Source organism: Piscinibacter sp. XHJ-5 (genome assembly GCF_029855045.1).
GTDB lineage: Bacteria > Pseudomonadota > Gammaproteobacteria > Burkholderiales > Burkholderiaceae_C > Albitalea.
In genome coordinates, this window is the sequence record NZ_CP123228.1 from 5590375 (window position 1) to 5614165 (window position 23791).

Below are 23791 nucleotides of genomic sequence, written 5' to 3' on the forward strand. Positions count from 1 at the left end.
GCGCCGCAGCACGCGCGAGATGGTGGTCCTTGGCTCCCATGCCGGTGACATCGGCATCTCGGGGCCGACCCTTAGAATCGTTCGCTCCGGCGCGCGGGCGAAATCATCATTTCGGCCGCTGACGGTCCCCTGTCTTGCCCGACAGCCTCGAGTCCAACGCGGAGCCCGCTCTCGATGAACGCCCCCGACAAGCTGCCCCCCCATCCCGAGCCTCATGTGATGAAGACCTACGGCCGCCTGCCGATGGCCTTGTCGCATGGGCGAGGCTGCTGGGTCTGGGACACCGACGGCAAGAAATACCTCGACGCGCTGGGCGGCATCGCGGTCAACACGCTGGGCCACGCCCATCCCAAGCTGGTGCCGGCGCTGCAGGAGCAGGTCGGCAAGCTGATCCACACGTCCAACTACTACGCCGCGCCGCTGCAGGAAAAACTCGCCGCCAAGCTGTGCGAGATCTCCGGGCTGAGCAACGTCTTCTTCTGCAATTCCGGGCTCGAAGCCAACGAAGGCGCGATCAAGATCGCGCGCAAGTTCGGTCACGACAAGGGCATCGAGCGGCCCGAGATCGTCGTCTACGAGAAGGCCTTCCACGGCCGCTCCATCGCCACGCTGTCCGCCACCGGCAATGCCAAGGTGCAGGCCGGCTTCGAGCCCTTGGTCGAAGGCTTCGTGCGCGTGCCGCTGAACGATGCCGCCGCCATCGAGCAGGTCGCGGCCACCAATCCCAACATCGTCGCGATCTTCCTCGAGGTCATCCAGGGCGAGGGCGGCGTCAATCCGGCGAAGGTCGAGTACTTGCAGCAAGTGCGCCGCATCTGCGACCAGCGCGGCTGGCTGCTGATGCTCGACGAAGTGCAATGCGGCATCGGCCGCACCGGCAAATGGTTCGCCCACCAGTGGGCGGGCATCCAGCCCGACGTGATGCCGCTCGCCAAGGGCCTGGGCTCCGGCGTGCCGGTGGGCGCCATTGTCTGCGGGCCGCGCGCGTCGCGCGTCTTCGGACCCGGCAACCACGGGACCACCTTCGGCGGCAACCCGCTCGCCATGCGCGCCGGCATCGAGACGCTGACCATCATGGAAGAGGACAAGCTCCTCGAGAACGCCGCCAGGATCGGCGCGGTCATCCGCGACGGCGTGCTGCGCGGGCTGCAAGACGTCGCGGGGCTGGTGGAGGTGCGCGGCCAGGGCCTGATGATCGGCATCGAGCTCGACCGGCCATGCGGCGAGCTGCTGAACCGCGCGGCCGACGCGGGCCTCATGATCAGCGTGACGGCCGATCGCGTGATCCGCCTGCTGCCCCCGCTCATCCTCAGCGAGCCCGAAGCCCGGCAGGTGCTCGCGATCCTTGTTCCGCTGATCAAGGATTTCCTCGCCTCCACCCCGTCGACATGAAGCCCGGCATGAGCCTGATCAAGCATTACCTGCAGTTCAAGGACCTGCGCGCGGAGGAGTACGCCTACCTCTTCGACCGTGCCGCCATCATCAAGAAGCGCTTCAAGAACTACGAAAAGTACACGCCGCTCGTCGACCGCACGCTGGCGATGATCTTCGAGAAGGCGAGCACCCGCACGCGCGTCAGCTTCGAGGCGGGCATGTATCAGATGGGAGGCTCGGTGGTGAACCTGACCACCGGCGACAGCCAGCTCGGGCGGTCCGAGCCGGTCGAGGACAGCGCTCGCGTGATCAGCCGCATGGTCGACCTGGTGATGATCCGCACGTACGAGCAGACCAAGCTGGAGGCCTTCGCAGGCAATTCGCGCGTGCCGGTGATCAACGGGCTGACCAACGAATACCACCCGTGCCAGATCCTGGCCGACGTGTTCACCTTCATCGAGCACCGCGGCAGCATCGCCGGCAAGGTCGTGGCGTGGGTCGGCGACGGCAACAACATGGCCAACACCTGGCTGCAGGCCGCCGACATCCTCGGCTTCACGCTGCACGTCAGCACGCCCGGCGGCTACGAGATCGATCCACGCGTGGCCGGCGTCGCCAACAAGCAGTGCGTGAAGACCTTCCGCAACCCGCTCGACGCCTGCCGCGGCGCCCATCTCGTCACCACCGACGTCTGGACCAGCATGGGCTACGAGGCGGAGAACGAGGCGCGCCAGAAAGCCTTCGCCGACTGGTGCGTCGACCGCGAGATGATGGCCGCCGCGCAGCGCGATGCTTTGTTCATGCACTGCCTGCCAGCGCACCGCGGCGAAGAAGTGGAGGCCCAGGTGATCGACGGCCCGCAATCCGTGGTCTGGGACGAGGCCGAGAATCGCATGCACGTGCAGAAGGCCCTCATGGAGTACCTGCTGCTGGGACGCATCGGCTGACGATCGGCTCCAAGGCGGGGCGACTGGCCGCGTAGGCGAAGCCCCGAGGCCTGGCACCGGTGCTTCGGGGTACCCTAGCCGGCAATGAAGCTGGCCCTCGTGACCGATCTGCACGCCAACCGCGAAGCGGTGGAGGCGGTGATGGCGCACGCCGCGATTCACGGTGCCGAGCGCTTCGCCTTCCTCGGCGACTTCGTCGGCTACGGAGCCGAGCCCGGCTGGGTGGTCGACTTCGTCATCGGACACATGAAGCGCGGCGCCGTCGCGGTGATGGGCAATCACGACGCGGCGGTCGTCAAGGGGCCCACGCCGACCATGGTCCCCCAGGCGCGCGAAGTGGTCGCCTGGACGCGAAACCAGCTCGACGACACGCAGCTCGCCTTCCTCGAATCGCTGCCCTATTCGATCACCGAGCAAGACCGCCTTTATGTGCACGCCAACGCGTTCGCACCGACGCAGTGGACCTACATCGTCAGCCGCATCGAGGCCGTGCGCAGCCTGCTCGCGACCGAGGCCCGCTTCACCTTCTGCGGGCATGTACACGAGCCCAGGCTGTTTCACCTCGCGGCCACCGGCAAGGCCGGCGAGTTCGTGCCGGTCCCCGACGTGCCCATCCCGCTGTCGCCGCAACGCCAATGGCTGGCCATTCCCGGCTCGGCCGGACAGCCGCGCGATGGCAATCCCGCGGCCTGCTATGCAATGTTCGACATCGCGGGCAGCACGCTCACCTACTACCGCGTGCCCTACGACCATGAGGCGGCAGCTGCGAAGATCCGCGCCGCTGGACTGCCCGAGCGACTGGCGGAACGCCTGATCGATGGCGACTGAGCCCGTGTCCAGGGTGCCGGACAGGACGCTCACCGAGGGCGATATCGTCGACGGCTACCGGCTCGAGGAGCGCGAGCACCAGGGCGGCATGGCGTCGCTGTGGCGCGTGACGAGCGCGAGCGGCAAAGCCGGTCCGCTGCCGCTCATCATGAAGGTGCCACGCATCCGCGGCGGCGACGATCCGGCGACCATCGTCGGCTTCGAGGTCGAGCAGATGATCCTGCCGACGCTCAGCGGCCCCCACGTGCCGCGCTTCGTCGCCCGCGGCGACTTCACCGGCCAGCCCTACATCGTGATGGAGCGCATCGCCGGCGCGTCGCTGAAGGCCCGGCTCGATGCGGCGCCGATCCCGCTCGACGAGGTAGCCGACATCGGCTGGCGCGTCGCCACCGCCTTGCACGATCTGCATCGCCAGCATGTCGTGCACCTCGACGTCAAGCCGAGCAACATCGTCTTTCGCGACAACGGCGATGCGGTGCTGATCGACTTCGGCCTGTCGCGGCACGATCGCCTTCCCGACCTGCTGGAGGAAGAGTTCCAGCTGCCGATGGGCACGGCGCCCTACATGTCGCCCGAGCAGGTGCAGTTCGTGCGCAACGACCCGCGCAGCGACCTGTTCGCGCTCGGCGTGACCCTGTATCACCTGGCCACAGGCGCCCGCCCGTTCGGCCATCCCACCACCGTGCGCGGGCTTCGCCAGCGGCTGTTCACCGAGCCGGTGCCCCCGCGGGCGTTGCGGCCCGACTGTCCGCCGTGGCTGCAGGAGATCATTCTTCGCTGCCTGGAAGTCGACCCCGCGCAGCGTCATCAGAGCGCGGCGCAGCTCGCCTTCGATCTGCGCAACCCGGAGCAGGTGGTGCTCACGCGACGCGCGCATCGCCGCTCGACCGGCAGCGTCTGGCGGCGACTGCGCCGCTGGTTCCAAGCCACCGGCAACGAGCCGCGGACCGAAGGCGTGACGCGGCAGACGTCGCGCAGTCCCATGGTGCTGGCCGCGATCGACGTGGCGGCGGCCGAGCCGTCGCTGCTCGAAGCGGTGCGGCACAGCGTGCAGCGCGTCATGCAGACCGAGCCGGGCGCGCGCCTCGCCTGCCTGGCCGTGATGAAGATCAACCGCATCGGCATGGACGAGCTGATCGACAAGGACGGCAGCAGCCGTCACGTCAACCTGCTGGTGCAGCTCAAGCACTGGGCGCGGCCGCTGCTGCAGTCGCTCACGGCGGCCAGGATGCTGAGTGCTCACGAGCAGGATGCGCGCGTCACCTTCCACGTCATCGAAGCACCTGATGCGGCCAGCGCGATCGTCGACTACGCACGCCGCAACAAGGTCGATCACATCGTGATGGGTGCACGCAGCAGCTCGATGCTGCGCCGCTATCTGGGCAGCGTATCGGCCCAGGTGGTGGCGGAGTCGGATTGCACCGTGACGGTGGTCAGAGCGTCCGACACGGTGCGCTAGGAAGTCCGCGCTGCGGACTTCGCCGTGTCGGCACTAGTTGGTCGTGGGTGCCGAGGCCGCCGGCGGCACGACGACCACCGTGCTGCTATCGCCCGGACGACCCGGCGCGCCTTGCGGGCCTGGCTCGCCCGGCTTGCCCGGCTCACCCTGCGGACCGGCGGGTCCGGGCACCGGCACGGGGACCGGCACCGTCACGGTGGTAGGTGCGGGCGCAGGTGCAGGATCGGTCGAGGCCACCACCGGCGGATTGGCCGGCGCAGTGACCACGGTCTTCTCGCGCTCGCAGGCAGACAGGCTCAGCACGCCCACGAACGCCGTCATCAAGAGGGTGGATCGCTTCATTCGAACACTCCTTGGTGAATGTGACGCTCACCTTAGCGCCCTCGCGTCGCGCAACGTGTCGGTGACCTCCGCGATTGCCTGTGGCCGAGTTCCTACGCCTGTTGCCGAATGCAACTCAGCGGTGGAGCGGCTGCGCGATGTAGCGCGACACGAGCGGCGGTGCGTCGCCGAGATGGAATGACATCCGCCGCTCGCGCAGCGCCAGATCGAACGCCGTCATGCGCTCGAAGTGCCGCAGATGCTCGACCCACGATTCGTCGACGAAGTGCTCGATGAAACGCGCAGGATCCGCCGCGTCGCGGAACAGTCCCCACGACAGCATGCCGTGACGCAGGCGATTGCGCCGCGTCTCCTGCATCACGTCGAGGAATTCGGCCACACGCGTCGGATCGATGCGGTACTCGATGGTGATGAGCACCGGGCCTTCGTGCGGGTCGACGTCGATCTGGGTGCCTGCCGGCCGCGCGAACTGCGCCGGAGTGAGGTCCTCGGCGATGCCGGTCTCCACCTGGAACCGCCGCGTCAGCAGCAAACACGCGAACGCGCCGACGGCCGCCGCGACGAGGCTGGTGCGCACGCTGGTCCAGGTCGCCACCTGGCCCCAGAGCGCCGCTCCGGCCGCGCTGCTGCCCATCAGCGCCATCTGGTAGATCGACATGCCGCGGGCGCGCACCCAGTCCGGGAGGGCGAGTTGCGCCGACACGGTGAGCGAATTGGCCGCCGAGATCCACGCGGCCCCGGCGACGACCATCGCGGGCGCCGCCGCCCACACGTTGGGCGCGACGCTGACGACGAGCATGGCCAAGGCCTGCAGAACCGTGCCCCACGTCACCAGGTCGTCGCGCGACGCCGACGCGCGCAGCCGCGGCAGGAACAATGCCGCGGCGATGGCGCCCGCCCCCATGCAGGCCAGCAGCAGCGTGAAGGTGCCGGCGCCACCGCCTTGCAGCCCCTTGGCCACCAGCGGCAGCAGCCCCATCAGCGCCATCGACTGGAGGAAGAACAGCGCGACGCGCAACAGGATGGCGTGCATGCGGCGCGACTGCCGCACGTACTGGATGCCCACCCGCATGGCACCGACGAAACGCTCGCCGGGCAGCGCGCTCACCTTCTGCTGCTCGCGCTTCCAGCGGAAGATGACGAAGGCCGCGACGATGGACAGCACCGCGTTGAGAGCGAATACATAAGCGCTGCCGGCGCTGGCGATGATCGCGCCCGCCACGATCGGGCCGATGATGCGCGACGCGTTCATCGCGACGCCGTTGAGTGCGAGCGCCGCGGGCAGGTGGTGGCGCGGCACCAGGCCCGGCACCAGCGCCGCGAACACCGGCCAGCGCATCGCGAGCCCGACCCCGTTGGCGAAGGTGAGCCCTAGCAGAAGCGGCGCACTCATGGCATCGAGCGACACCACGGCGCAGATCAGCAGCGCCACGGCCGCTACCCAGATCTGCGTGACCATGAAGTACTGGCGTCGGTCGAGGATGTCGGCGAAGGCCCCGCTGGGCACGCCCAGCAGGAACACTGGCAGCGTGGATGCCGACTGGACCAGCGCCACCATCACCGGCGAAGGGCTGAGCGTGGTCATCAGCCAGGCCGCGGCCACGTCGTTCATCCACATGCAGGTGTTCGCCGCGACCCAGACGCCCCACAGCATGCGGAACACCGGCTGCTGCAGCGGCGCCCAGGCGGTCGCCGGCGCGGTCACGACAGGAGCCGGCTCGGCTGCGGAAGGATCGGACATGACGGCGAACTTATCACCGGCGCACGACTCGCTCGGCACGCAATCTCCACAATGCCATCAGACTCGGAAATGACCTCGCACACCCACCGACGCCCCGCGGCCCTTCCCGGCTTCAGCTCACCCGCGGCCGGCTTCGACGACCCGATGGCGATGCTCGAAGCCTGTCACGACCGGATCCGGCGCAGCCTCGACCTGCTGGGACGGCTGTGCGACCGGGTGAGCGAGGGCCGCATCGATGCAGCCGTGCAGGAAGCCGCGGCCGACGTGCTGCGCTACTTCGATCGCGCCGCACCGCACCACCACGAGGACGAGGAACGGCACATCTTCCCGTGCGTGCTCGCGCACAGCGGCGACCCGGCCCTGCGGGCGGCCGTGCTGCGGCTCCAGGCGGATCACTTGGCGATGGAAGCGCAATGGGCGCAGCTGCGCACGCCGCTGGCCGCACTGGCGTCGGGGCATGCGGAAGGCTTCGCCGCAGCGCAGCTCGAGGCCGCGCGGCGCTTCATCGGGCTGTATGCCGAGCACACCCGGCTCGAGGAGGCCCTGGTGTTTCCTGCTGCAGCGGCCGCGCTGGACCAGCCCGCCCTGCAGCGCATCGGCGCAGACATGGCAGAGCGCCGCGGCGCGCCTCGCCCATAGGCCGTCGGGTGGGCGGCCAGAAACAGCAGGCGACAGAGGGCTAAGACGCCAGCTCGATCCGGTTGCGCACGTCGGCCACGCCCCACACCGACCAGGCGTCCATCTCGGCCATGCGGCGTTCCTCTTCGCGCTGCAGCACACCGGCCAGCGTGACGACGCCGCGCTCGGTCTTGATGCCGATCTGATCGGCATGGATCAGTGGATCCATCTCGAGGACAAGGCGGATCGCATCGGCCAGCTCGTCGTCGTTGTCCTCTTCCGCCGGCACGACCTGCAATTGGTTGACGACATGGCGGCAGCCGGGCGTCCACCACGCGATCGCCTCGATCATGCGCTTGTGCGACAGGCTGATGACCTTGCCGTCCAGCGTGACCACGCCTTCGCCGACGGCGAACGCGATCTCTCCACTGAGCCAGTCACCGTGGCCTTCCTGCACCATCTCGATACGGCCGCGGTTGTCCTGCCTCAGCGTGCAGTTGCGCAGCTCCGGCTGCTGCAGCAGTCCGCGAGCGAAAGCGTCGCGAATCTCGCCGTCGCCACGCGGTTCCACCGGGACCAGTCGCAGCGCATCGATGACGCGCTCCATGCCGCTCACGCGCTGGGCCAGCGCCACGGCGACGCGCTTGGCGGCAATGCTCTCGACGTCGCCTTCCAGCCGAAGCCGGCCGTTGCCGTCATGCACCACGCTGATCGGAAACCGGTGCAGATCGACCCGAGGATCGATTTCCAGCGCCGCCTTCACCTCCTTGCTGACATCGCTCTCCTGAGTGGCCATGGACGTCCTCTCGAATGAATGCCGCTGCGACCGCACCGGTCCTGCAGCCATCATCGCCTCAGCGGTGGCGACGGTCACGCGCGAACCTCGGTCGCGGTGGGGGCATTGGCCCCTAAACTGGCCGCATGGATTCGTGCACCCATTGCGGCGCCTGCTGCGCGAGCTTTCGCGTCGACTTCGCGCGCGACCAGCTCGACGAGGAAGGCGGCATGGTGCCCGCCGGCCTCGCGGTCGATGTCACGCAGAGGCTTTGCCGCATGCGCGGCACCGACCATGCCTCGCCGCGCTGCGCCGCCCTCGTCGGCACGGTAGGGACGAAAGTGCACTGCGCGATCTACGAGTGGCGTCCCTCGCCCTGCCGCGAGTTCGAGCCCGGCAGCCACGCCTGCGTGCGGGCGCAGGCGCGACACGGGGTGGCCCCGGTCTGAGCTCGCGACCCGCCCGCCGCGACGACAATTGCAGGGACATTCATTCGGGAGGGGATACCGTGAACCTGGGAGCCGTGTTGCTGGCCGCCGCCTCCAGCTTCGTGCTGGGCGGCCTCTGGTATTCGCCGCTGCTTTTCGGGCGCCTGTGGAATGCCGAGAACGGTGGTGTCGAGCAGACCGGCCATCCGGCCAGGGTGTTCGGCATCAGCTTCGTCTTCTCGCTCGTCGCTGCAGCCGCCTTCGCTTTCTGGCTCGGCCCCCGACCGCCGCTCGCAAGCGCGCTGCAGACAGGCTTGCTCGCGGGACTGGGTCTGGTCGCTACTAGCTTCGGCATCAACTACCAGTTCGCGCAGCGTTCATTCAAGCTGTGGCTCATCGACGGTGGCTATCACAGCGTGCAGTTCCTGCTGTTCGGCCTGGTCTTCGGCCTGTGGCACTGAACACGCCCAAACTTCATCCATGCGCAACACGATCATCCTCTTGCTCCTGCTCGGCAGCAGCGTTGCCCACGCCCTCACCGTCGACGCCAAGGCGCTCGCGCGCTTCGACGTGAGCTATGCGAAATGCGAGGCGCAGTACCCGCAGATGCGCGGCCGCCGCGACGAGGCCTACCTCGGCCTGTGGCGCCTGAAGGCCGACGCCAACCACCGTGCGCAGCTGAACGCCGCCCGCAAGCGGCCCGAGTACCGCCAGGAGCGCGAGCGCGCGCTGCACCCGACGGCTGCGAGCGCCCCCGCGAGCCCGCTCGAGCACCAGTGCCAGGCGCTGTGGACGGAAACCCAGCGATCGAGTCCACCGGCGAAGTGATCGGTCGCGGCGGGCGCCGCCGTCAGGCACGTCGTTCGCTACGCAATCGGCAGACGCGTCAATCGAAGGACTCCCGATGGCCCTGCCCCATGCCCAACCGGGCCAGCCGATCGACATCAGCCCGCTCGGTCCCGGCCTGGCCCACGCCGCTTCGCACGCGATCCTGAAGACCCAGGCGCTGGAGCTGATGCGCATCGTGCTGAAGCGCGGCGCCGAGCTGCCGGCGCACAGCGTGTACGGCGAATGCACGCTGCTGTGCCTGGAAGGCGCCGTCACCATTCAGGCAGAGGGCACTTCGTGCGAGCTGCGGCCGAACCACATCGTGCTGCTCCCCGCGCTGCAGATGCACGCGGTGCGGGCGCTGGAGGACGCGTCGCTGCTGCTGACGATCCAGCTGCCCCCGGGGCTGCCGGGAAGCCAGTCGTCCACCACTTCGAAGGAGCTGCCATGAGCGAAGACAAACCGCATGCCAAGGGCGAGCGCAGGCAGGACATCGTCAATGACCCGGCAAAGGAAAAGGCCGCCACCCACGCGCTCGGCGCGACGGCCGGCGCGACCTCGGGTGCGGTGATAGGCGCGGTCGCCGGCATGGCGGCCGGACCGGTCGGCAGCCTGGCCGGCGCCGTGGGCGGGGCAGTGCTCGGCGGTTCGATGGGCGCGGCCACCGGCACGACCGGACCGTCGACCATCGACACCTCCGAGCAGGAAGCCTACTGGCGCGAACCATGCCGGCCGGCCGTATGTGGCCACGGGCATGGAGTACGACGACTACGAGCCGGCGTACCGCTACGGCGCGCAGTCGTACGGCCGCACCGGACCGCGCGACTGGGACGAGGTCGAACCGGAGCTGGGCAGCGGATGGGACGCTGTAAAGGCCGGCTCGCGCCTCGGCTGGGAAGACGCCAAGCACGCCGTGCGCGACGCATGGGACCGGATGCGCGACGCGGCCGAGCGAATCGTTCCGGGCGATTCGGACCGCGACGGCCGCTGAACCGTGCAGGTGGCGGGACCGAAAGGGCAGGCTGAAGCTACGCCGGCGCGCTGCGCCGGAACACCAGTCGCACCCCGCGCATCAGCAGCCGCCACACCCACCGCAGCACCAGCAAGGTCGCGATCGCCTCGAGCAGCGTCAGGACGAACGCGACCGCGACGTTCCACCGCTCGGCGCGGCGTCGCGCCTTGGCCAGCGCGCGGTCGCGGGCAATCTCGATGCTGTCGTAGAAGCTCGGAATCACCAGCAGCGTCAGCAGCGTGGAGGTGATGGTGCCGCCGATGATGGCCACGGCCATCGGCCGGTAGAACTCGCCGCCTTCGCCGACGCCGATGGCCACCGGCAGCATGCCGGCAATCAGCGCAAAGGTGGTCATCAGGATGGGCCGCAGCCGCTTGCGGCCGGCTGCCATCAGTGCGTCTTCGCGCGGCATCCCGGCTGCCTCGCCGACCCGCGCCGCATCCAGCAGCAGGATGGCGTTCTTGGCCACCAGGCCGACCAACATGATGATCCCGATGAAGCTCATCAGGTTGAGAGTGGACCCGGTGACCAGCAGCGCGAGCACGACGCCGATCAGGCTCAACGGAAGCGAGATCATCACGGGCAGCGGCGCGGTGAACGAGCCGAACTGCATCACGAGGATGAGGTACATCAGCGCGATGCCCATCACCAAGGCGATGCCCATCTCGGTGAACACCACCTGCTGGTCCTTGGACGCGCCGGCCAGCTCGAGCCCGTAGCCGGGCGGGAAGTCCATCTTCTTCGCCAGCTCCAGGGCCTGCGCGGTCACCTCGCCGGGCGAGCGCCCCTGCACGTTGGCCGACACGGCGATCATCCGCTTGCCTTCGGCGTGCTGAATCTGCGACGGCCCCTTGCCCATGGTGACGGTGGCGATCTGGTCGAGCGGCACCACCATGCCGTTGGTACCGCTCACCGCGATCGGCAGGCGCTCGATGTTGCTGGCATCGACACGGTCCTCCGGATGAAGCCGCACCGCGACGTCGCGCGACTCGCCCGTGGGATCGACCCAATCTCCCACCTCGACGCCGGCGAAAGCGACACGCAGCGCCTGTGCGGCGTCGTTGGCCGAGATGCCCAGCGAATTGGCCAGCCCACGGTCCAGCTCGATCTTGAGCTCGTTCTGCGGATCCTGTTCCGATAGGCCCACGTCGACCGCGCCGGGCACCTTGCGCAGCTTCTCCATGAATTCGTTGGTGATGGCCAGCAGCCGCCGCGAATCGGTACCCGAGAAGCGGATCTGCACCGGCTTCTGGACCCCGTTGTTCAGGTCGTCGAGCACGGTGTACTCGGCGCCCACCAGTCGGGCCGTCAGCGTGCGCAGCTCGGCCGCAATCTGGGCCGCCGAACGCTTGCGCTCGGTGCTCTTGCCGATGTCGACATAGATGCGGCCGCCGCCCGGGTTGACGTTGCTGTTGGTGGCCTTGGTCTCGGCCATCGTGCGCGCCAGCGCAGCCGCGCTTTCGAGCTTGAGCCGGCTGTATTCGAGGCTGCTGCTCGACGGCGTGCGCACCTCGATCGCCAGCACGCCGTTGTCCGACTGCGGCAGGAAGCTCGAGCCCCCGAAGTTGGCCTGCAGCACGATCGCCAGCACGAAGCTGCCGAAGCCGAAGAACCACATCCACACGCGGTGGTGCAGCGCCCATGCGATGAGCCTCCCGTAGCGATCGGCTTGGTGGTCGAACCACGCGTTGAAGCGGCCCAGCAGCCGGCTGACGGCGGCCTTCTGCGCCTGATGGTGTCCCGGAGGATCGCCCCAGTAGGCGGACAGCATCGGGTCGAGGGTGAAGCTGATGAACAGGCTGACCAGCACCGAGGCCACCACCGTGAGCGCGAACGGACGGAACCATTCGCCGGACACGCCGGGCATGAACGCGACCGGCACGAACACCGCGACGATCGAGAAGGTGGTCGCGGCCACGGCCAGCCCGATCTCGGCGGTGCCGTTCAGCGCCGCGGTGCGCCGGTCGGCGCCCTGCTCCATGTGGCGCACGATGTTCTCGCGCACGACGATCGCGTCGTCGATCAGCACGCCGATCGCCAGCGAAAGTCCGAGCAGGCTCATGAAGTTCAGGGTGAAACCGCACAGCCAGACCGCGATGAAGGCGGCGATCACCGAGGTGGGCAGGCTCAGGGCGGTGATCAGCGTGGAGCGCCACGAGTTGAGGAAGATGTAGACGACGAAGATCGTGAGGCCGGCGCCGAACACCAGCGCGTGCACCACGTTGTTCAGGCTGCTCTGCGCATCCTCGCCGCCGTCTTCGGTGATCTCGAGCTTGGTGCCTTCGGGCAGTTCCTTGTTGATCTCGGCGACGAGCTGGCGCGCCTCCTTGGCCACCGACACCGTGCTCGCGTCACGCGAGCGCGTGATCGAGATGCCGACATTGGGCCGCGCGTTGCGCACCGAGAAGCCGCTCAGCTCGGCGAAGCCGTCCTTCGTCGACGCCACCTGCCCGAGGCGAACCACTTCGTTGCCGCGCCGGCGGATGACGATCTGCTCGAACTCCGCCGGCGACTCGATGCGGCCCACGAGCCGGATGCTCTGGTCCTCCAGGCTGCCGCGCACCTTGCCGACGGGCGCCGTCGCGTTCTGGTTACGCAGCGCGTTGACCACTTCGGTGACCGAGACGCCGTACTCGCGCAGCTTCTCGGCGCGCAGCAGCACGCTCAGCTCCCGGTGCAGCGCGCCATTCACGTTGACCACGGCCACGCCCGAGATGGCGCGGAAGCGGTCGGCCAGCCGGTCTTCGGCGAACTGCGAGATTTCGGCATGGCTTTGCCGCGTCGACGACAGCGCGAGCTGCATGATGGGCCGCGCCGACGGGTCGACGCGCTGCAGCACGGGCTCGCGCATCTCGGTGGGCAGCTTGTGGCGCACCGTGCCGATCGCGTTGCGCACCTCGTCGGCGGCCTCGATCATGTTCTTCTCGAAGTTGAAGATCATGAAGATGCGCGCCTGGCCCTCGCTCGCCGTGGAGCGGACTTCGCTGACGCCGGAGATGCTTTGCAGCGCCTTCTCGATGCGGTTGACGAGCTCGCGCTCCACCGTGTCGGGCGACGCGCCGGGGTACGTGATGTTCACGACCAGCATCGGCTGCTCGACATCCGGGATCTGGTTGACGCGCAGCTTCTTGAGCGCCAGCAGGCCCAGCGCCATGAGCGCGATGATGATGACGATCGTGGCGACCGGCCGCTTGATGCTGAAGTTCGAGAGGAACATCGCTCAGCTCCCCGTGGAAGCGGCCGACGCGGCCGCAGAGGGCGCCGCCCCGCCGACGAACTCGAAGCGCTGCCCGTCGACGAGCGTGGTGCCGGGGTTGCGCAGGATCTGTTCGCCTTCGGCCAGCCCGCCGCGCAGCGGGTATTCGCCCCGGCGCGCGTCGCGCTCGCCAAGCTGCACCGGGACCATGGAGAGCGTCTTCTCCCGCGCATTGACGCGCCAGACGAAGGGCTTGTCGCCCACGCGCACCAGCGAAGCCTCCGACAGCATCAGCGCCTGCCTGCCGGCAGCGGCGATGCGTCCTTCGGCGTACAGCCCGGCCACGCGCGGTGCGTTGCCGTCGGCGAACTCCACCAGGACCTCGACCTGGCGGGTGGTCGAGTTGGCGGCGGCGTCGACCCGCCTGACCTTGCCGGTGAACTCGGCCTGCGGATAGCCGTTGACGCGAAAGCGCACGTCCTGCCCGAGCTGGATCTCGTGCATGCGATCGGCCGAGACCAATCCCTCGAAGCGCATGCTGCGCGGATCGATCACCTTCAGCATCTCCTTGCCGATGGCCGCCGTGTCGCCGGCGGAGACCTTGCGGTCGCTGACGACGCCGTCGAAGGGCGCGCGAACCTCCGTGCGGCGCAGCTGCTGGCGCGCCGAGACGACCCGCGCTCGCGCCGCCGCCAGGTCGCTCTGCGTGTTGTTGCGCCGCACTTCCGCATCCTCCAGCGCCTGCATCGAGCTCATGCCCTGCGCCTGCAGCGTCTTCAGCCGCTGCACCTGGCGCTCAGCCTGCTCGAAGGCCTGGCCGGAAGCCCGCGCGGACTCCTCGGCGGAGGCGAGGCTGTCGCGGATCGCGGTGTCGTCCAGGCGCACCAGCAGCTCACCGTTCTTGACCGCCTCGCCGTTCTCGCGCAGCACCTGCAGCACGACCGCCGACACCTCGGCGCGCAGGTCGGCGCGCCGCGCGGGCTGAATCGAGCCGGTGATGACGGGGCCCTGCGCGACATCGCCGCTGCCGACGGTGCGAACGTCTTCGGGCGCGAGGAGCAGGGCTGGCGGCTTGGCCGAAGCCGGCTCCTTCGGCTTGCCGCAGGCGGCCAGCACGCCGGCAAGGAGGAGGAGAACGAGCAGATGACGCGGCATCGAGGATCTCCCGGGCATTCGAGTAGTAGGTCTGGGACGAGCGGAGCGCGCTAGCTTAATCCGCCGAATGCGCGATCGTCGCCGCGGGCGGCGGGCTGCGCCAACCCGCTTGCGATGAACGGCGAAAAACCCGGCGTGAGGCGTCGACAGCGACGGACGGACGGCGGCAAGGCCCGTCAGCTGCAGCGCATCTTCTCGGCCGACTTCGCGTCCTCGATGGCGGCTTCCGCCGGGATGTGCTTGAGGAACGAGGTCTTGCGGTAGGCGATGCGCAACTGGGCCTCGTCGACGGCGCGGGAGTACGGCTGCCAGCGCCCGCTCATGTCGCCCTCGCCCTCGTCGACGTTGAGCAGCCGCATGCCGGCCGCGCATGCAAAGTCGATGCGCGACAGCTCGATCCGTCGCAGCGACCGCTGCGCCGCGGTGCGGTAGTGCACCATGCCGCGGCCCAGCTCGTAGACGATCTGCCAGTGGGTGAAACCCGCCTGCGCCACGCCGTCCAGCAGCTCGAAGGCCTGGGCTGGTCCGGCCTGCGGCGACGCCCGGCGCACACCGGCGGCCGCACGCGCGAAGCGCGACAGCGAGCCGGCGTCCTGCGGCAGCGACTGTGGTCCACCGAATTCGCGATACAGCGGCAGCCTGGCGAGCGCGCTGGCGTAGTCGTCGTTCGCCAGCACGGTGACCGGCATGCGGTCCCCGCGATGCACCACCATCCGGCCCTCGAGGAACTCGACGCTCGCGCCCTGGCCGCTGCGGTCGGCCACCAGGAAGTGCAGCGGCGTGCGTCCGGTGATGCGCACCTCGCCGGCGGCCTTCAGCGCGTCGTCGAGGGTGGCGCTTCGGTCGAGCAGGTACTGGATGAACTCCAGCGTCGCCACCGTCGGCCGCGCATCCGCCTCGGGATAGCGAGAGCCGTCGAGCCACATGAGCTCCACGACCAGCCCGGCTTCGTTGACGCCGCCGGTCGGATGGCCGATGCCGTACTGGTTGAACGTGACGCTGCCGTGCCGGGCGGTCCAGCGCGCGCCGCCGGTGTCACTGCTTTTCTTCAGGCCGCGCGGATTGACCACCACCAGCGCCTCGCCGAACTCGAAGTCGTAGTTGCGGCCGAACAGCGGCCCATGGCCGCCGGCCATGACGAAGGTGGTGCAAGGCACTGCCGGCGTGCCGAGCGAGATGGCGAGGAGAGCGGCGATCAGTCGGGCCTGCAGGCGGCGCCGGGGTGCGTTGGGCATGCCGCAACGATAAGCCGCCAACCGCTCGGGGCGAGTGATCGCGATTGACGTCTTCGCCGCAAAATGCCGCGATGGAGACCCTGCCGCGCAACCTCACCCAGCAGCGCCGGCGCCTGAGGCGGGTGATGGAGCACATCGGCCAGCACCTGGACCGCGAGCTGACGCTCGCCGCGCTGGCCGAGGTGGCCTGCTGGTCGCCCGAGCACTTCGACCGCATGTACCGGCGCTCGATTGGCGAGCCGCCCATGGCCACGCTTCGGCGGCTTCGCCTGCTGGCCGCGGCCCGCTCGCTCGCCGCCGGGCTGCCGCTGGTCAAGGCGGCGCAGGGCGCGGGATACGGCAGCACGCAGGCCTTCGGCCGCGCGTTCGAGCGGCAACACGGGATGCTCCCGAGCGCCTGGCTGCGCCACGCGTCGGCTGCGCCGGCGAGCCCGCCGTTGGCAGTGGTGCGGCTGGACGAAGCCGTCCCGTGCCACCGGCTTGCGTACCGCGGCGACGCCGCGGGGGTCAGCGCGCTGTTCGACGTGACGGTCGAGCGCCTGCAGCGCAGCGGCTCGCCGCGTTCTCAATGGCAGGTGTTCGGGCAGGCGCCTGCAGATGCGCCGCTGGGCAGCTGGGGCTGCGCAGGCGGGCTCTGCGAGATGCAGGCAGTGGTGCTGGCGCCGCCGCTGGCAGTTTCACCGGCAGGCATGGAGGCCGCCACCGTGGCCGCCGGCTGGTATGCCCGCATTCCGGCGGCGCAAGCGACGCAGCGTCACTGGGACGATTGCCTGGCCGATGCCGGCTGGCAGCGCACGGAGGGCGCAGTGCTCAGGCACTTCGACACCGACCCTGCGCACACCGCGCCGCAGGAGCGGCGCGAGTGGCTCTATCTGCCGCTGGCGCGGCGCTGACGCATCAGTGCGTGCTTTGTGCGACGTTCGATTCGACGGCGCGCAGGCCGGCTTGGCGAATCGCCTCGTTCTGGGCCGGCGTGGCCACCGGAGCGCCGGCTTCGTTGCTGCCCAGCAGGCCCAGTCGACGCGCTTCCCGGGTCTCCGCGAGCACCTGCGTACGCGTCACCGTCGAGGCGGCCTGCGGCGCTGGCGAGGCCTCGCCGTAGTTCAGAACGCCATCGCGCTGCGCATCAGCCAGCTGCGCGCGCACTTCCGCGCGGCTCTTGGTCGACAGCGTCTGCGTGGCGGGAAAATCGTCCGTCGCTTCGACAGCGAAGGCGCTGCTCGCCCCGATCAGCGCGATGGCGGTGGTGGCGGCGGCGATGAGGGTCTTGCGGTTCATGAAAGGCTCCTGAGGTTTGGAAGGCGGTGTCGGCGTTCGACACAGGAGCAACTCTAGGCAGCGGGCCCGACGCCTTCCGCACAGCCGGATTACGAATTCGTAATCCACCCGCGGCACGGAAAATGCGAACATTCCGACGTCCCGAACGCCGTGTCCTTCCCATGCGCCTGCTGGTCATCGAAGACGAAGTCAAGCTCGCCGACTACCTGCACAAGGGCTTGTCGGAGAACGGCTATGTCGTCGACCTGGCGCGCGACGGCATCGCCGGCCGCCACCTCGCCACCGAAGGCCAGTACGACCTGCTGCTGCTCGACCTGATGCTGCCCGGCATCGACGGTTTCGGCGTGCTCAAGGCGGTGCGTGCGCGGGGAAACACACCGGTGCTCATGCTCACGGCGCGCGACAAGGTCGAAGACCGCGTGCGCGGCTTGCAGGAAGGAGCAGACGACTACCTGGTCAAGCCGTTCGCATTCTCCGAGCTGCTCGCGCGCGTGGGCGCCCTGCTGCGCCGCGGCGGCGGCAATGCCTCGGCGGCCAGCACGCACCTGCGCCTGGCCGATCTCGAGGTCGACCTGGTGAGCCGCAAGGCGATGCGGGCCGACAGGCGGCTCGACCTCACTGCCAAGGAATTCAGCCTGCTGTCGCTGCTGCTGCGCCGGCGCGGCCAGATCCTGTCGCGCACCACGCTGGCCGAGCAGGTGTGGGACATGAACTTCGACTCCGACACCAACGTCGTCGAAGTCGCGGTGCGGCGCCTGCGGGCCAAGCTCGACGACCCGTTCAGCCTGAAGCTGCTGCACACGGTGCGCGGCATGGGCTACGTGCTGGAGGAGCGCTGATGGCAAAGGGCCCCTACTCCATCGTCGGCCGCGTCTGCCGTCAGCTGATGTGGCAAACGCTGATCGGCATGGGGCTGCTGTGCGGCGCCATCTACGCGGCCACCTCGATGCTTCTGAAGAACGAGCAGCAGGAGCAGCTCGCGGTCAAGGTGGGATTCATTCACGAGCTGATGCGTGCGGCGGCCTTCCGCGGCGGCGAGCCGGAGGTGTTCAACAAGCTCGTGTACTACGCGCCGCGCCGTCCGGGCACCTACCTCGAGGTCTGGCGCGGCGACGGCACGCTGCTCTACCGCGACGGTTCTGAGATCGCCAAGCCCGACAAGAACTGGAAAGCGATGGAGTTCCAGTACGTCCTGCCGCAGGGCATCCAGGTCAGGGGCCGCTTCGCTGAAGACTGCAGCCAGCATGCCCGCATGCTTGCCGGCCTCGGAGCCACGCTGGTCGTGGCCACCCTGGCCGGCGCCGCCTTCGTCGGCTTCGCGACCACTTGGCGCGTTCGCCGCGGCCTGCAGCCGCTGCGCGCGCTCGAGCGCCAGACCGAGGCGATCGCCCCCGACCGCCTGGGCGACCGCCTGCACCTGCCCGAGCCGGTCACCGAGCTGCAGCCATGGATTGACCAGTTCAACGGCCTGATGGACCGGCTGCAGCGCGCCTATCTGCAGCTCGAGGGCTTCAACGCCGACGTGGCGCACGAGCTGCGCACACCGCTGGCCAACGTGATGGGGCAGACCGAGGTGGCGCTCTCGCGGGAGCGCTCGCCCGAGGCGCTGCGCGAGACACTGGTGTCCAACCTGGAGGAGATGCAGCGGCTGGCCGCGCTGGTCAACGACATGCTCTTCCTCTCGCAGTCCGACCGCGGGGCCGTGGCGCGGCGCGGGCAGGCCGTCAACCTGGTGACGCTGGCCGAGCAGGTGGTCGAGTTCCACGAGGCACCGCTGGCGGAGGCCGGCCTCACGGTGCAGATCGAAGGCGGCGTCACGGCCGCGGTGGACGAGCCGCTGTTCAAGCGCGCGGTATCCAACCTGCTGGGCAACGCGATCCGCTTCGCTGAGCCGGGCTCGCGCATCGTGATCCGCATCGCCCCCGACGGCGGGCACGAGGTGCGCGTGGAAGTGCAGAACGCAGGACCGGCGATCTCGCCACAGCACCTGCCGCGCATCTTCGACCGCTTCTTCCGCATCGACACGGCGCGGCTCGACAGCCAGTCGCATCACGGGCTCGGCCTGGCGATCGTGGCGGCCATCGCGCGCATGCACGCCGGACGACCGCTGGCCGAGTCGGACGGCTCCGGCACACGCGTCGGGTTCACGATGGCGCTGCAATAGCGGCGGCGCCGATGACGGGACTGCGGCACGGCCTTCGCAAACTTCTCGCGCGTGTCGCGGCCATCGTCCATCTGCGGCGCTGGGTGCGTCGCCGCGACGCCCGCGACAGCGAAACGCCCTTGCCCCCACGCCGCGGCAAGTACCTCTACGCCGCGCCCATCGGGGAGTCGGGCAAGGCGCAGCTCGAGAAACTGCTGGCGCGGCTCGATCCGGCCCAGTTCGACTTCCTCATCTTCGTCTACGACGGTTATCGCTTCGATGGCGAGATCTTCAGCCGCTGTCGCTTCATCCACGAACAAGGCATCGTCTACCACTTCTTCAAGAAGTACGTGACGCCGGAGCTCGCAGCGCAGTACGACGTGATCTTCCTCGGGGTCGAGGATGTCGAGATCGACGACTTCGACAGCCGGCGCTTCCTCGACGTGATGAAGCGCAACCGGCTCGACATGGCGGCGCCCGCGCTGTCCGGGCGCTCGATCACGCCGCACCGCATCATGTACCGACGCGATCCTGGCGTCGGGCGCCTGGTCGACGTCATCGAGATCTTTCTCACCGCCTTCGATGCCCGCGCGTGGCCGCGCTTCTGGGCCCTGATCGACGCCGACCGCAATCACTGGGGATGGGGCTACGTCCAGCTCGCGCAGTCGTGCTGCGAGTTCAAGATGGGCCTGGTGGATTGCGAGACGGTATCGGTGCTGCGCCCACCGACCTTCAAGAAGGAAGCGCAGGACGAGATGCACGCGCTGTTCGCGCGGCACCCCGAGTGCCGCCGCGCGAGCTTCGTGTCCTACGGCAAGCTCAGGTAGGGGACGCGCCAGCCTGCACCGTGGTGCTCAGCGACGCCCCGTGCTTCATCAGCAGCGTCACCGGCGTCTTCTCGCAGATCTCGGCGATGCGCGCGCGCTGTTCGTCCGACAACGCGCCGCCGAGTGTCACGGTGCGCAGGATCTCGAAGGTGTCGCCGGTCTTGCGCAGGCTGAGGCCGATGCCGATGTCGCCCAGCGGCCACTGCTTGCGCTGTGCGTACATGCGGATCGTGATCGCGGTGCACGAGGCCAGGCCCGCCAGTGCCAGCTCAAACGGCCGGGCCGCCGCATCGGCGCCGCCCACCTCGGCGGGCTCGTCGGATGTGAGCGCGTGGTCGCGCGCCTGCATCGTGACGAGATAGTCGGGTGACGACGCCAGCAATTGCGCCTGGACCTGGTGTGCGTGCATTGCTGTTCCTTTGCTACAGAGACGCCGGCGGCAGCACCGCCGTCGCCTCGATCTCGACCTTGGCGCGATCCTCCATCAGCGCGCTCACCTGCACCGCGCTCATCGCGGCGTGGTACACGCCGATCACTTCGCGGAACACCGCGCCGACTTCGCGCGCACGCGCCAGGTACTCGCGCTTGTCGACGAGGTACCAGGTCATGCGCGTGATGTGTTCCGGCGTCGCGCCCGCCTCGGCGAGCACGGCGCGCACGTTCAGCAGCGCCTGACGGACCTGTTGGACGAAGTCGTCGCTGTCGAATTCGCAGCGCGCGTTCCAGCCGATCTGTCCGGCGACGAAGACAGTCGTGCCCGCCGCGGCGACCCCGTTCGAATAGCCCCGAGGGGCGGCCCATCCCGCCGGTTGGAGAATCTTCATTGCCCGCCTCCAGTGGCTTCCGCCCGCAGCCGGAAGCGCTGGAGCTTGCCTGTCTCGGTGCGCGGCAGCGCCGCGCGGAATTCGATGCGCCGCGGGTACTTGTACGGCGCGATCGTCTGCTTCACATAGTCTTGCAGCGCCTTCGTCATGGCCTCGTCCGGCGCGTGCCCGGCGCGCAGCACGACATACGCCTTCACGACCTGCCCGCGCTCCTCGTCGGGCACGCCGACGACGCCGCACTCGGCGACCGCGGGGTGCTGCAACAGCACTCCCTCGACCTCGGGCCCGGCGATGTTGTAGCCGCCGCTGACGATCATGTCGTCCGTGCGCGCCTGGTAGACGAACCAGCCGTCCGCATCCACGAGGTAGGCGTCGCCGGTGACATTCCATCCGTTCTGCACGTATTGCCGCTGGCGCTCGTCGGCGAGATAGCGGCAGCCGGTCGGGCCCTTGATCGCCAGGCGGCCGACCTGGCCGCGCGGCAGCGGCTGCAGGTCGTCGTCGAGGATGGCCGCGGTGTAGCCGGGCACCGGCTTGCCGGTCGCGCCGGGCCGGGCGTCGTCGTCGGTGTGCGAGATGAAGATGTGCAGCAGCTCCGTCGAGCCGATGCCGTCGATCATCTCGATGCCGGTGGTGTCCTTCCACAGCCGGCGCGTCGCGGCCGGCAACGCCTCGCCGGCGCTGACGCACTTGCGCAACGACGACAGGTCGCGGCCCTTCACCGCCGCCGCCATCGCACGGTATGCCGTCGGCGAGGTGAAGCACACGGTCGCTCCGTGCTGCGCGATGGCCGCGGGCAGCACGTCCGGTGTCGCCTTCTCGAGCAGCACGCTGGCCGCGCCGATCGACAGCGGGAACAGCAACAGGCCGCCGAGGCCGAAGGTGAAGGCCAGCGGTGGGCTGCCGATGAACAGGTCGTCCGGCGAGGCGCGCAGGTGATGCCGCGGCCAGCACGCGCAGGCGGCCATCACGTCGCGATGGCCGTGCATGGCGGCCTTCGGCGTGCCGGTGGTGCCGGAGGTGAACGCCATCAGGCAGATGTCCTCCGCGGCGGTACGCACGTTGTCGAACTGCGCCGGCTTGGACAGCGCCCTCGCCTCGAGCCCGTCAGGCGCGTCGCTGTGGAAGTGCAGCACCTGGCGCAAGGTCGGGCACTGCGGCGCCGACAGCTGCAACTCGCCGGCCAGGCGCTCGTCGCACAAGGCGTGGCTGATCTCGGCCTTGGCGATCATCTGCGTGAGCTCCTTCGCGCGCAGCAAGGGCATGCTGCCCACCGCCACGCCGCCGGCCTTGACCACGGCGAACCAGCAGGCCGCGAGCATCGGCGAGTTGGCGCCGCGCAGCAGCACCCGGTTGCCGGGTACCAGCCCCAGGTCCTGCACCAGCACGTTGGCAATGCGATTGGCTTGCGCCTGCAGATCGGCGTAGCTCCACGACAGCTCGCTGCCGATGAGGCAGCGGCGCTCGCCCTGTCCCTGCTCGACCCAGTGGTCGAGCAGGTCGTGCGCGCAGTTCATCTGCGCGGGAAACTGCAGCTCGGGCAGGTCGAAGCGGAACTCGGGCTGCCACTCGGCCGGCGGCATGTGGCGGGCGCAGAAGTCGTCGATGTGGGCGGACGTCATTGACGGGACTCCTTGAGCAACTCCCTGGCGATGATCAGCTGCTGCACCTCGGTCGCGCCTTCGTAGATGCGCAGCGCACGGATCTCGCGGTACAGCGATTCGACGATGCGGCCCGAGCGCACGCCCTCGCCGCCGAAAAGCTGCACCGCCGCGTCGATGACCTGCTGCGCGCCTTCGGTCGCCGCCATCTTGGCCATCGCCGCCTCGCGGGTCACGTTGGCGCCCTGGTCGCGCTGCCACGCCGCGCGGTACGTGAGCAGGGCCGCACTGTCGACGGTGGTGGCCATCTGCGCCAGCTTGGCCTGCGCGAGCTGGAAATCGGCCAGGCGCTGGCCGAACATGGTTCGGGAGCTCGCGCGCTGCAGCCCCTCGTGCAGCGCGCGGCGGGCAAAGCCCAAGGCTGCCGCGGCGACCGACGTGCGGAAGATGTCCAGTGTCTGCATCGCGATCTTGAAGCCCTGCCCCGGCTCGCCCAGCCGCTGCGACTTCGGCACGCGGCAGCCGGCCAGGCGCAGGCGCGCCAGCGGATGCGGCGCAATCACCTCGATGCGCTCGGCGATCTCGAAGCCTTGCGTGCCGGCATCGACGATGAAGGCCGAGATGCCGCGCGATCCCGCGCCCTCGCCGGTGCGCGCGAAGAGCACGTAGAAATCGGCGATGCCGCCGTTCGAGATCCAGGTCTTCTCGCCGTCGAGCACGTACGCATCGCCGTCGTCGCGAGCGGCGCAGGCCATGGCCGCGACGTCGGACCCTGCCTGCGGCTCCGACAGCGCAAAGGCGGCGATGGCTTCGCCGCGTGCCACCCGCGGCAGATAGCGATCGCGCTGCGCCGGCGTGCCGTGCAGCGAGATCGCGCCGGAGCCCAAGCCCTGCATGGCGAACGCGAAATCGGCCAGGCCGTGATGCCAGGCCAGCGTCTCGCGCAGCAGGCAGATCGATCGCGTGTCGATGACCTCGGCCGCGCCGCCGTGCCCGGTGCCGGCCACCGCATGGCGCAGCCAGCCGGCGCGTCCCAGCTGGCCCACCAGCGCGCGGCATTGCGCATCGACATCCCCGTCGGCATGGTGCAGGTTCACTGCCGCCCAGGCGTCGAGCTCGGCGGCGAGCGCGCGGTGGCGGTCGTCGAAGAACGGCCACTCCAGGTGCTTGCGCTCCACGC

At 69.2% G+C, this 23791-nt stretch carries 25 protein-coding genes; 14 read left to right on the plus strand and 11 right to left on the minus strand.

The genetic code is table 11. The annotated features are described in order from the left end of the window. The first annotated feature begins 174 nt into the window (after positions 1–174). The 4 genes from P7V53_RS26435 (at position 175) to P7V53_RS26450 (ending at position 4608) form a co-directional block, all read left to right on the plus strand. Positions 175–1392, plus strand: coding sequence for an aspartate aminotransferase family protein (locus P7V53_RS26435; protein WP_280152468.1), 1218 nt, complete (start codon positions 175–177; stop codon positions 1390–1392). Next, positions 1389–2321 (plus strand): ornithine carbamoyltransferase, encoded by a 933-nt coding sequence (gene argF / locus P7V53_RS26440; protein WP_280152469.1) that lies wholly within the window; start codon positions 1389–1391, stop codon positions 2319–2321. The genes P7V53_RS26435 and argF overlap by 4 nt, the downstream gene beginning before the upstream one ends. Positions 2322–2405: 84 nt before the next feature. Next, positions 2406–3149, plus strand: coding sequence for a metallophosphoesterase family protein (locus P7V53_RS26445; protein ID WP_280152470.1), 744 nt, complete (start codon positions 2406–2408; stop codon positions 3147–3149). Then, positions 3139–4608, plus strand: a complete 1470-nt coding sequence (locus P7V53_RS26450; protein ID WP_280152471.1) for a bifunctional serine/threonine-protein kinase/universal stress protein — start codon at positions 3139–3141, stop codon at positions 4606–4608. The genes P7V53_RS26445 and P7V53_RS26450 overlap by 11 nt, the downstream gene beginning before the upstream one ends. Before the next feature lie 33 nt (positions 4609–4641). Here P7V53_RS26450 and P7V53_RS26455 read toward each other — a convergent pair whose 3' ends face one another. Together P7V53_RS26455 and P7V53_RS26460 are read right to left on the minus strand one after the other, a co-directional pair. After that, entirely contained in the window at positions 4642–4950 is a 309-nt protein-coding gene (locus P7V53_RS26455) for a hypothetical protein (protein ID WP_280152472.1), read from the minus strand. A 115-nt stretch (positions 4951–5065) separates the two neighbouring features. Next, entirely contained in the window at positions 5066–6691 is a 1626-nt protein-coding gene (locus tag P7V53_RS26460; RefSeq protein WP_280156624.1) for an MFS transporter, read from the minus strand. 69 nt (positions 6692–6760) lie between these two features. Between P7V53_RS26460 and P7V53_RS26465 the strand changes: the two genes are divergently transcribed. Further along, positions 6761–7330, plus strand: coding sequence for a hemerythrin domain-containing protein (locus tag P7V53_RS26465; protein ID WP_280152473.1), 570 nt, complete (start codon positions 6761–6763; stop codon positions 7328–7330). Positions 7331–7370: 40 nt separating this feature from the next. On the opposite strand, the gene P7V53_RS26470 is transcribed toward P7V53_RS26465, so the two are convergent. After that, positions 7371–8105: a BON domain-containing protein gene (locus P7V53_RS26470; RefSeq protein ID WP_280152474.1), complete on the minus strand. Its 735-nt coding sequence runs from the start codon at positions 8103–8105 to the stop codon at positions 7371–7373. A gap of 125 nt (positions 8106–8230) precedes the next feature. On the opposite strand from P7V53_RS26470, the gene P7V53_RS26475 reads away from it, so the two are divergent. From P7V53_RS26475 to P7V53_RS26495, 5 genes are all read left to right on the plus strand, one after another. Continuing rightward, complete coding sequence (locus P7V53_RS26475) at positions 8231–8533, plus strand: YkgJ family cysteine cluster protein (protein WP_280152475.1); 303 nt, start codon at positions 8231–8233, stop codon at positions 8531–8533. A 59-nt stretch (positions 8534–8592) separates the two neighbouring features. Beyond that, positions 8593–8973: a DUF1761 domain-containing protein gene (locus tag P7V53_RS26480; protein WP_280152476.1), complete on the plus strand. Its 381-nt coding sequence runs from the start codon at positions 8593–8595 to the stop codon at positions 8971–8973. Positions 8974–8992: 19 nt separating this feature from the next. Next, complete coding sequence (locus P7V53_RS26485) at positions 8993–9340, plus strand: hypothetical protein (RefSeq protein ID WP_280152477.1); 348 nt, start codon at positions 8993–8995, stop codon at positions 9338–9340. Positions 9341–9416: 76 nt separating this feature from the next. Beyond that, the gene (locus P7V53_RS26490; RefSeq protein ID WP_280152478.1) at positions 9417–9791 is read left to right on the plus strand and encodes a hypothetical protein; all 375 of its coding nucleotides are present in this window, start codon (positions 9417–9419) and stop codon (positions 9789–9791) included. Between the two features lie 303 nt (positions 9792–10094). Then, the gene (locus tag P7V53_RS26495; RefSeq protein WP_280152479.1) at positions 10095–10331 is read left to right on the plus strand and encodes a hypothetical protein; all 237 of its coding nucleotides are present in this window, start codon (positions 10095–10097) and stop codon (positions 10329–10331) included. 37 nt (positions 10332–10368) lie between these two features. Here P7V53_RS26495 and P7V53_RS26500 read toward each other — a convergent pair whose 3' ends face one another. The 3 genes from P7V53_RS26500 to P7V53_RS26510 all read right to left on the minus strand — a co-directional run bounded on the left by P7V53_RS26500 (position 10369) and on the right by P7V53_RS26510 (position 15938). Continuing rightward, complete coding sequence (locus tag P7V53_RS26500) at positions 10369–13569, minus strand: efflux RND transporter permease subunit (protein WP_280152480.1); 3201 nt, start codon at positions 13567–13569, stop codon at positions 10369–10371. Positions 13570–13572: 3 nt separating this feature from the next. Next, positions 13573–14703 (minus strand): efflux RND transporter periplasmic adaptor subunit, encoded by a 1131-nt coding sequence (locus tag P7V53_RS26505; protein ID WP_280152481.1) that lies wholly within the window; start codon positions 14701–14703, stop codon positions 13573–13575. Positions 14704–14879: 176 nt separating this feature from the next. Then, the gene (locus P7V53_RS26510) at positions 14880–15938 is read right to left on the minus strand and encodes a linear amide C-N hydrolase (RefSeq protein ID WP_280152482.1); all 1059 of its coding nucleotides are present in this window, start codon (positions 15936–15938) and stop codon (positions 14880–14882) included. Between the two features lie 71 nt (positions 15939–16009). Between P7V53_RS26510 and P7V53_RS26515 the strand changes: the two genes are divergently transcribed. Beyond that, complete coding sequence (locus tag P7V53_RS26515) at positions 16010–16831, plus strand: AraC family transcriptional regulator (protein WP_280152483.1); 822 nt, start codon at positions 16010–16012, stop codon at positions 16829–16831. Between the two features lie 4 nt (positions 16832–16835). Here the strand turns inward: P7V53_RS26515 and P7V53_RS26520 are convergent, their stop codons facing one another. Next, a complete protein-coding gene (locus tag P7V53_RS26520; RefSeq protein ID WP_280152484.1) occupies positions 16836–17216 on the minus strand; it encodes a DUF4148 domain-containing protein in 381 nt (126 codons plus the stop codon). Between the two features lie 161 nt (positions 17217–17377). Here P7V53_RS26520 and P7V53_RS26525 point away from each other — a divergent pair, with 161 nt between their 5' ends. Genes P7V53_RS26525 through P7V53_RS26535 form a run of 3 tightly spaced genes read left to right on the plus strand, consistent with a single transcriptional unit; the run spans position 17378 to position 20186 of the window. Next, positions 17378–18055, plus strand: a complete 678-nt coding sequence (locus P7V53_RS26525) for a heavy metal response regulator transcription factor (RefSeq protein ID WP_280152485.1) — start codon at positions 17378–17380, stop codon at positions 18053–18055. Next, complete coding sequence (locus P7V53_RS26530; RefSeq protein ID WP_280152486.1) at positions 18055–19380, plus strand: heavy metal sensor histidine kinase; 1326 nt, start codon at positions 18055–18057, stop codon at positions 19378–19380. The genes P7V53_RS26525 and P7V53_RS26530 overlap by 1 nt, the downstream gene beginning before the upstream one ends. Before the next feature lie 11 nt (positions 19381–19391). Next, positions 19392–20186 (plus strand): DUF707 domain-containing protein, encoded by a 795-nt coding sequence (locus P7V53_RS26535; protein WP_280152487.1) that lies wholly within the window; start codon positions 19392–19394, stop codon positions 20184–20186. Here the strand turns inward: P7V53_RS26535 and P7V53_RS26540 are convergent. Genes P7V53_RS26540 through P7V53_RS26555 form a run of 4 tightly spaced genes read right to left on the minus strand, consistent with a single transcriptional unit; the run spans position 20179 to position 23789 of the window. After that, positions 20179–20595 (minus strand): OsmC family protein, encoded by a 417-nt coding sequence (locus tag P7V53_RS26540; RefSeq protein ID WP_280152488.1) that lies wholly within the window; start codon positions 20593–20595, stop codon positions 20179–20181. The two genes, P7V53_RS26535 and P7V53_RS26540, sit on opposite strands and share 8 nt — an antisense overlap. 13 nt (positions 20596–20608) lie before the next feature. Next, on the minus strand, positions 20609–21010 hold the full coding sequence (locus P7V53_RS26545; RefSeq protein ID WP_280152489.1) for a RidA family protein: 402 nt from the start codon (positions 21008–21010) through the stop codon (positions 20609–20611). Continuing rightward, positions 21007–22632 carry an AMP-binding protein gene (locus tag P7V53_RS26550; RefSeq protein ID WP_280152490.1) on the minus strand — a complete coding sequence of 542 codons (1626 nt, stop codon included), beginning with the start codon at positions 22630–22632 and terminating at the stop codon, positions 21007–21009. The genes P7V53_RS26545 and P7V53_RS26550 overlap by 4 nt, the downstream gene beginning before the upstream one ends. Then, positions 22629–23789 carry an acyl-CoA dehydrogenase family protein gene (locus tag P7V53_RS26555; protein WP_280152491.1) on the minus strand — a complete coding sequence of 387 codons (1161 nt, stop codon included), beginning with the start codon at positions 23787–23789 and terminating at the stop codon, positions 22629–22631. Before P7V53_RS26555 ends, P7V53_RS26550 begins: the two co-directional genes overlap by 4 nt. Positions 23790–23791: the final 2 nt, after the last annotated feature.

Coding starts and splice junctions, on each gene's coding strand:
- P7V53_RS26485 (WP_280152477.1), top strand. CDS start 8,993: ATGCGCAACACGATCATCCTCTTGCTCCTGCTCGGCAGCAGCGTTGCC.
- P7V53_RS26520 (WP_280152484.1), bottom strand. CDS start 17,216: ATGAACCGCAAGACCCTCATCGCCGCCGCCACCACCGCCATCGCGCTG.
- P7V53_RS26525 (WP_280152485.1), top strand. CDS start 17,378: ATGCGCCTGCTGGTCATCGAAGACGAAGTCAAGCTCGCCGACTACCTG.
- P7V53_RS26550 (WP_280152490.1), bottom strand. CDS start 22,632: ATGACGTCCGCCCACATCGACGACTTCTGCGCCCGCCACATGCCGCCG.
- argF (WP_280152469.1), top strand. CDS start 1,389: ATGAAGCCCGGCATGAGCCTGATCAAGCATTACCTGCAGTTCAAGGAC.
- P7V53_RS26490 (WP_280152478.1), top strand. CDS start 9,417: ATGGCCCTGCCCCATGCCCAACCGGGCCAGCCGATCGACATCAGCCCG.
- P7V53_RS26540 (WP_280152488.1), bottom strand. CDS start 20,595: ATGCACGCACACCAGGTCCAGGCGCAATTGCTGGCGTCGTCACCCGAC.
- P7V53_RS26465 (WP_280152473.1), top strand. CDS start 6,761: ATGACCTCGCACACCCACCGACGCCCCGCGGCCCTTCCCGGCTTCAGC.
- P7V53_RS26500 (WP_280152480.1), bottom strand. CDS start 13,569: ATGTTCCTCTCGAACTTCAGCATCAAGCGGCCGGTCGCCACGATCGTC.
- P7V53_RS26455 (WP_280152472.1), bottom strand. CDS start 4,950: ATGAAGCGATCCACCCTCTTGATGACGGCGTTCGTGGGCGTGCTGAGC.
- P7V53_RS26450 (WP_280152471.1), top strand. CDS start 3,139: ATGGCGACTGAGCCCGTGTCCAGGGTGCCGGACAGGACGCTCACCGAG.
- P7V53_RS26460 (WP_280156624.1), bottom strand. CDS start 6,691: ATGTCCGATCCTTCCGCAGCCGAGCCGGCTCCTGTCGTGACCGCGCCG.
- P7V53_RS26530 (WP_280152486.1), top strand. CDS start 18,055: ATGGCAAAGGGCCCCTACTCCATCGTCGGCCGCGTCTGCCGTCAGCTG.
- P7V53_RS26505 (WP_280152481.1), bottom strand. CDS start 14,703: ATGCCGCGTCATCTGCTCGTTCTCCTCCTCCTTGCCGGCGTGCTGGCC.
- P7V53_RS26495 (WP_280152479.1), top strand. CDS start 10,095: ATGGAGTACGACGACTACGAGCCGGCGTACCGCTACGGCGCGCAGTCG.
- P7V53_RS26470 (WP_280152474.1), bottom strand. CDS start 8,105: ATGGCCACTCAGGAGAGCGATGTCAGCAAGGAGGTGAAGGCGGCGCTG.
- P7V53_RS26515 (WP_280152483.1), top strand. CDS start 16,010: ATGGAGACCCTGCCGCGCAACCTCACCCAGCAGCGCCGGCGCCTGAGG.
- P7V53_RS26435 (WP_280152468.1), top strand. CDS start 175: ATGAACGCCCCCGACAAGCTGCCCCCCCATCCCGAGCCTCATGTGATG.
- P7V53_RS26445 (WP_280152470.1), top strand. CDS start 2,406: ATGAAGCTGGCCCTCGTGACCGATCTGCACGCCAACCGCGAAGCGGTG.
- P7V53_RS26510 (WP_280152482.1), bottom strand. CDS start 15,938: ATGCCCAACGCACCCCGGCGCCGCCTGCAGGCCCGACTGATCGCCGCT.
- P7V53_RS26545 (WP_280152489.1), bottom strand. CDS start 21,010: ATGAAGATTCTCCAACCGGCGGGATGGGCCGCCCCTCGGGGCTATTCG.
- P7V53_RS26475 (WP_280152475.1), top strand. CDS start 8,231: ATGGATTCGTGCACCCATTGCGGCGCCTGCTGCGCGAGCTTTCGCGTC.
- P7V53_RS26535 (WP_280152487.1), top strand. CDS start 19,392: ATGACGGGACTGCGGCACGGCCTTCGCAAACTTCTCGCGCGTGTCGCG.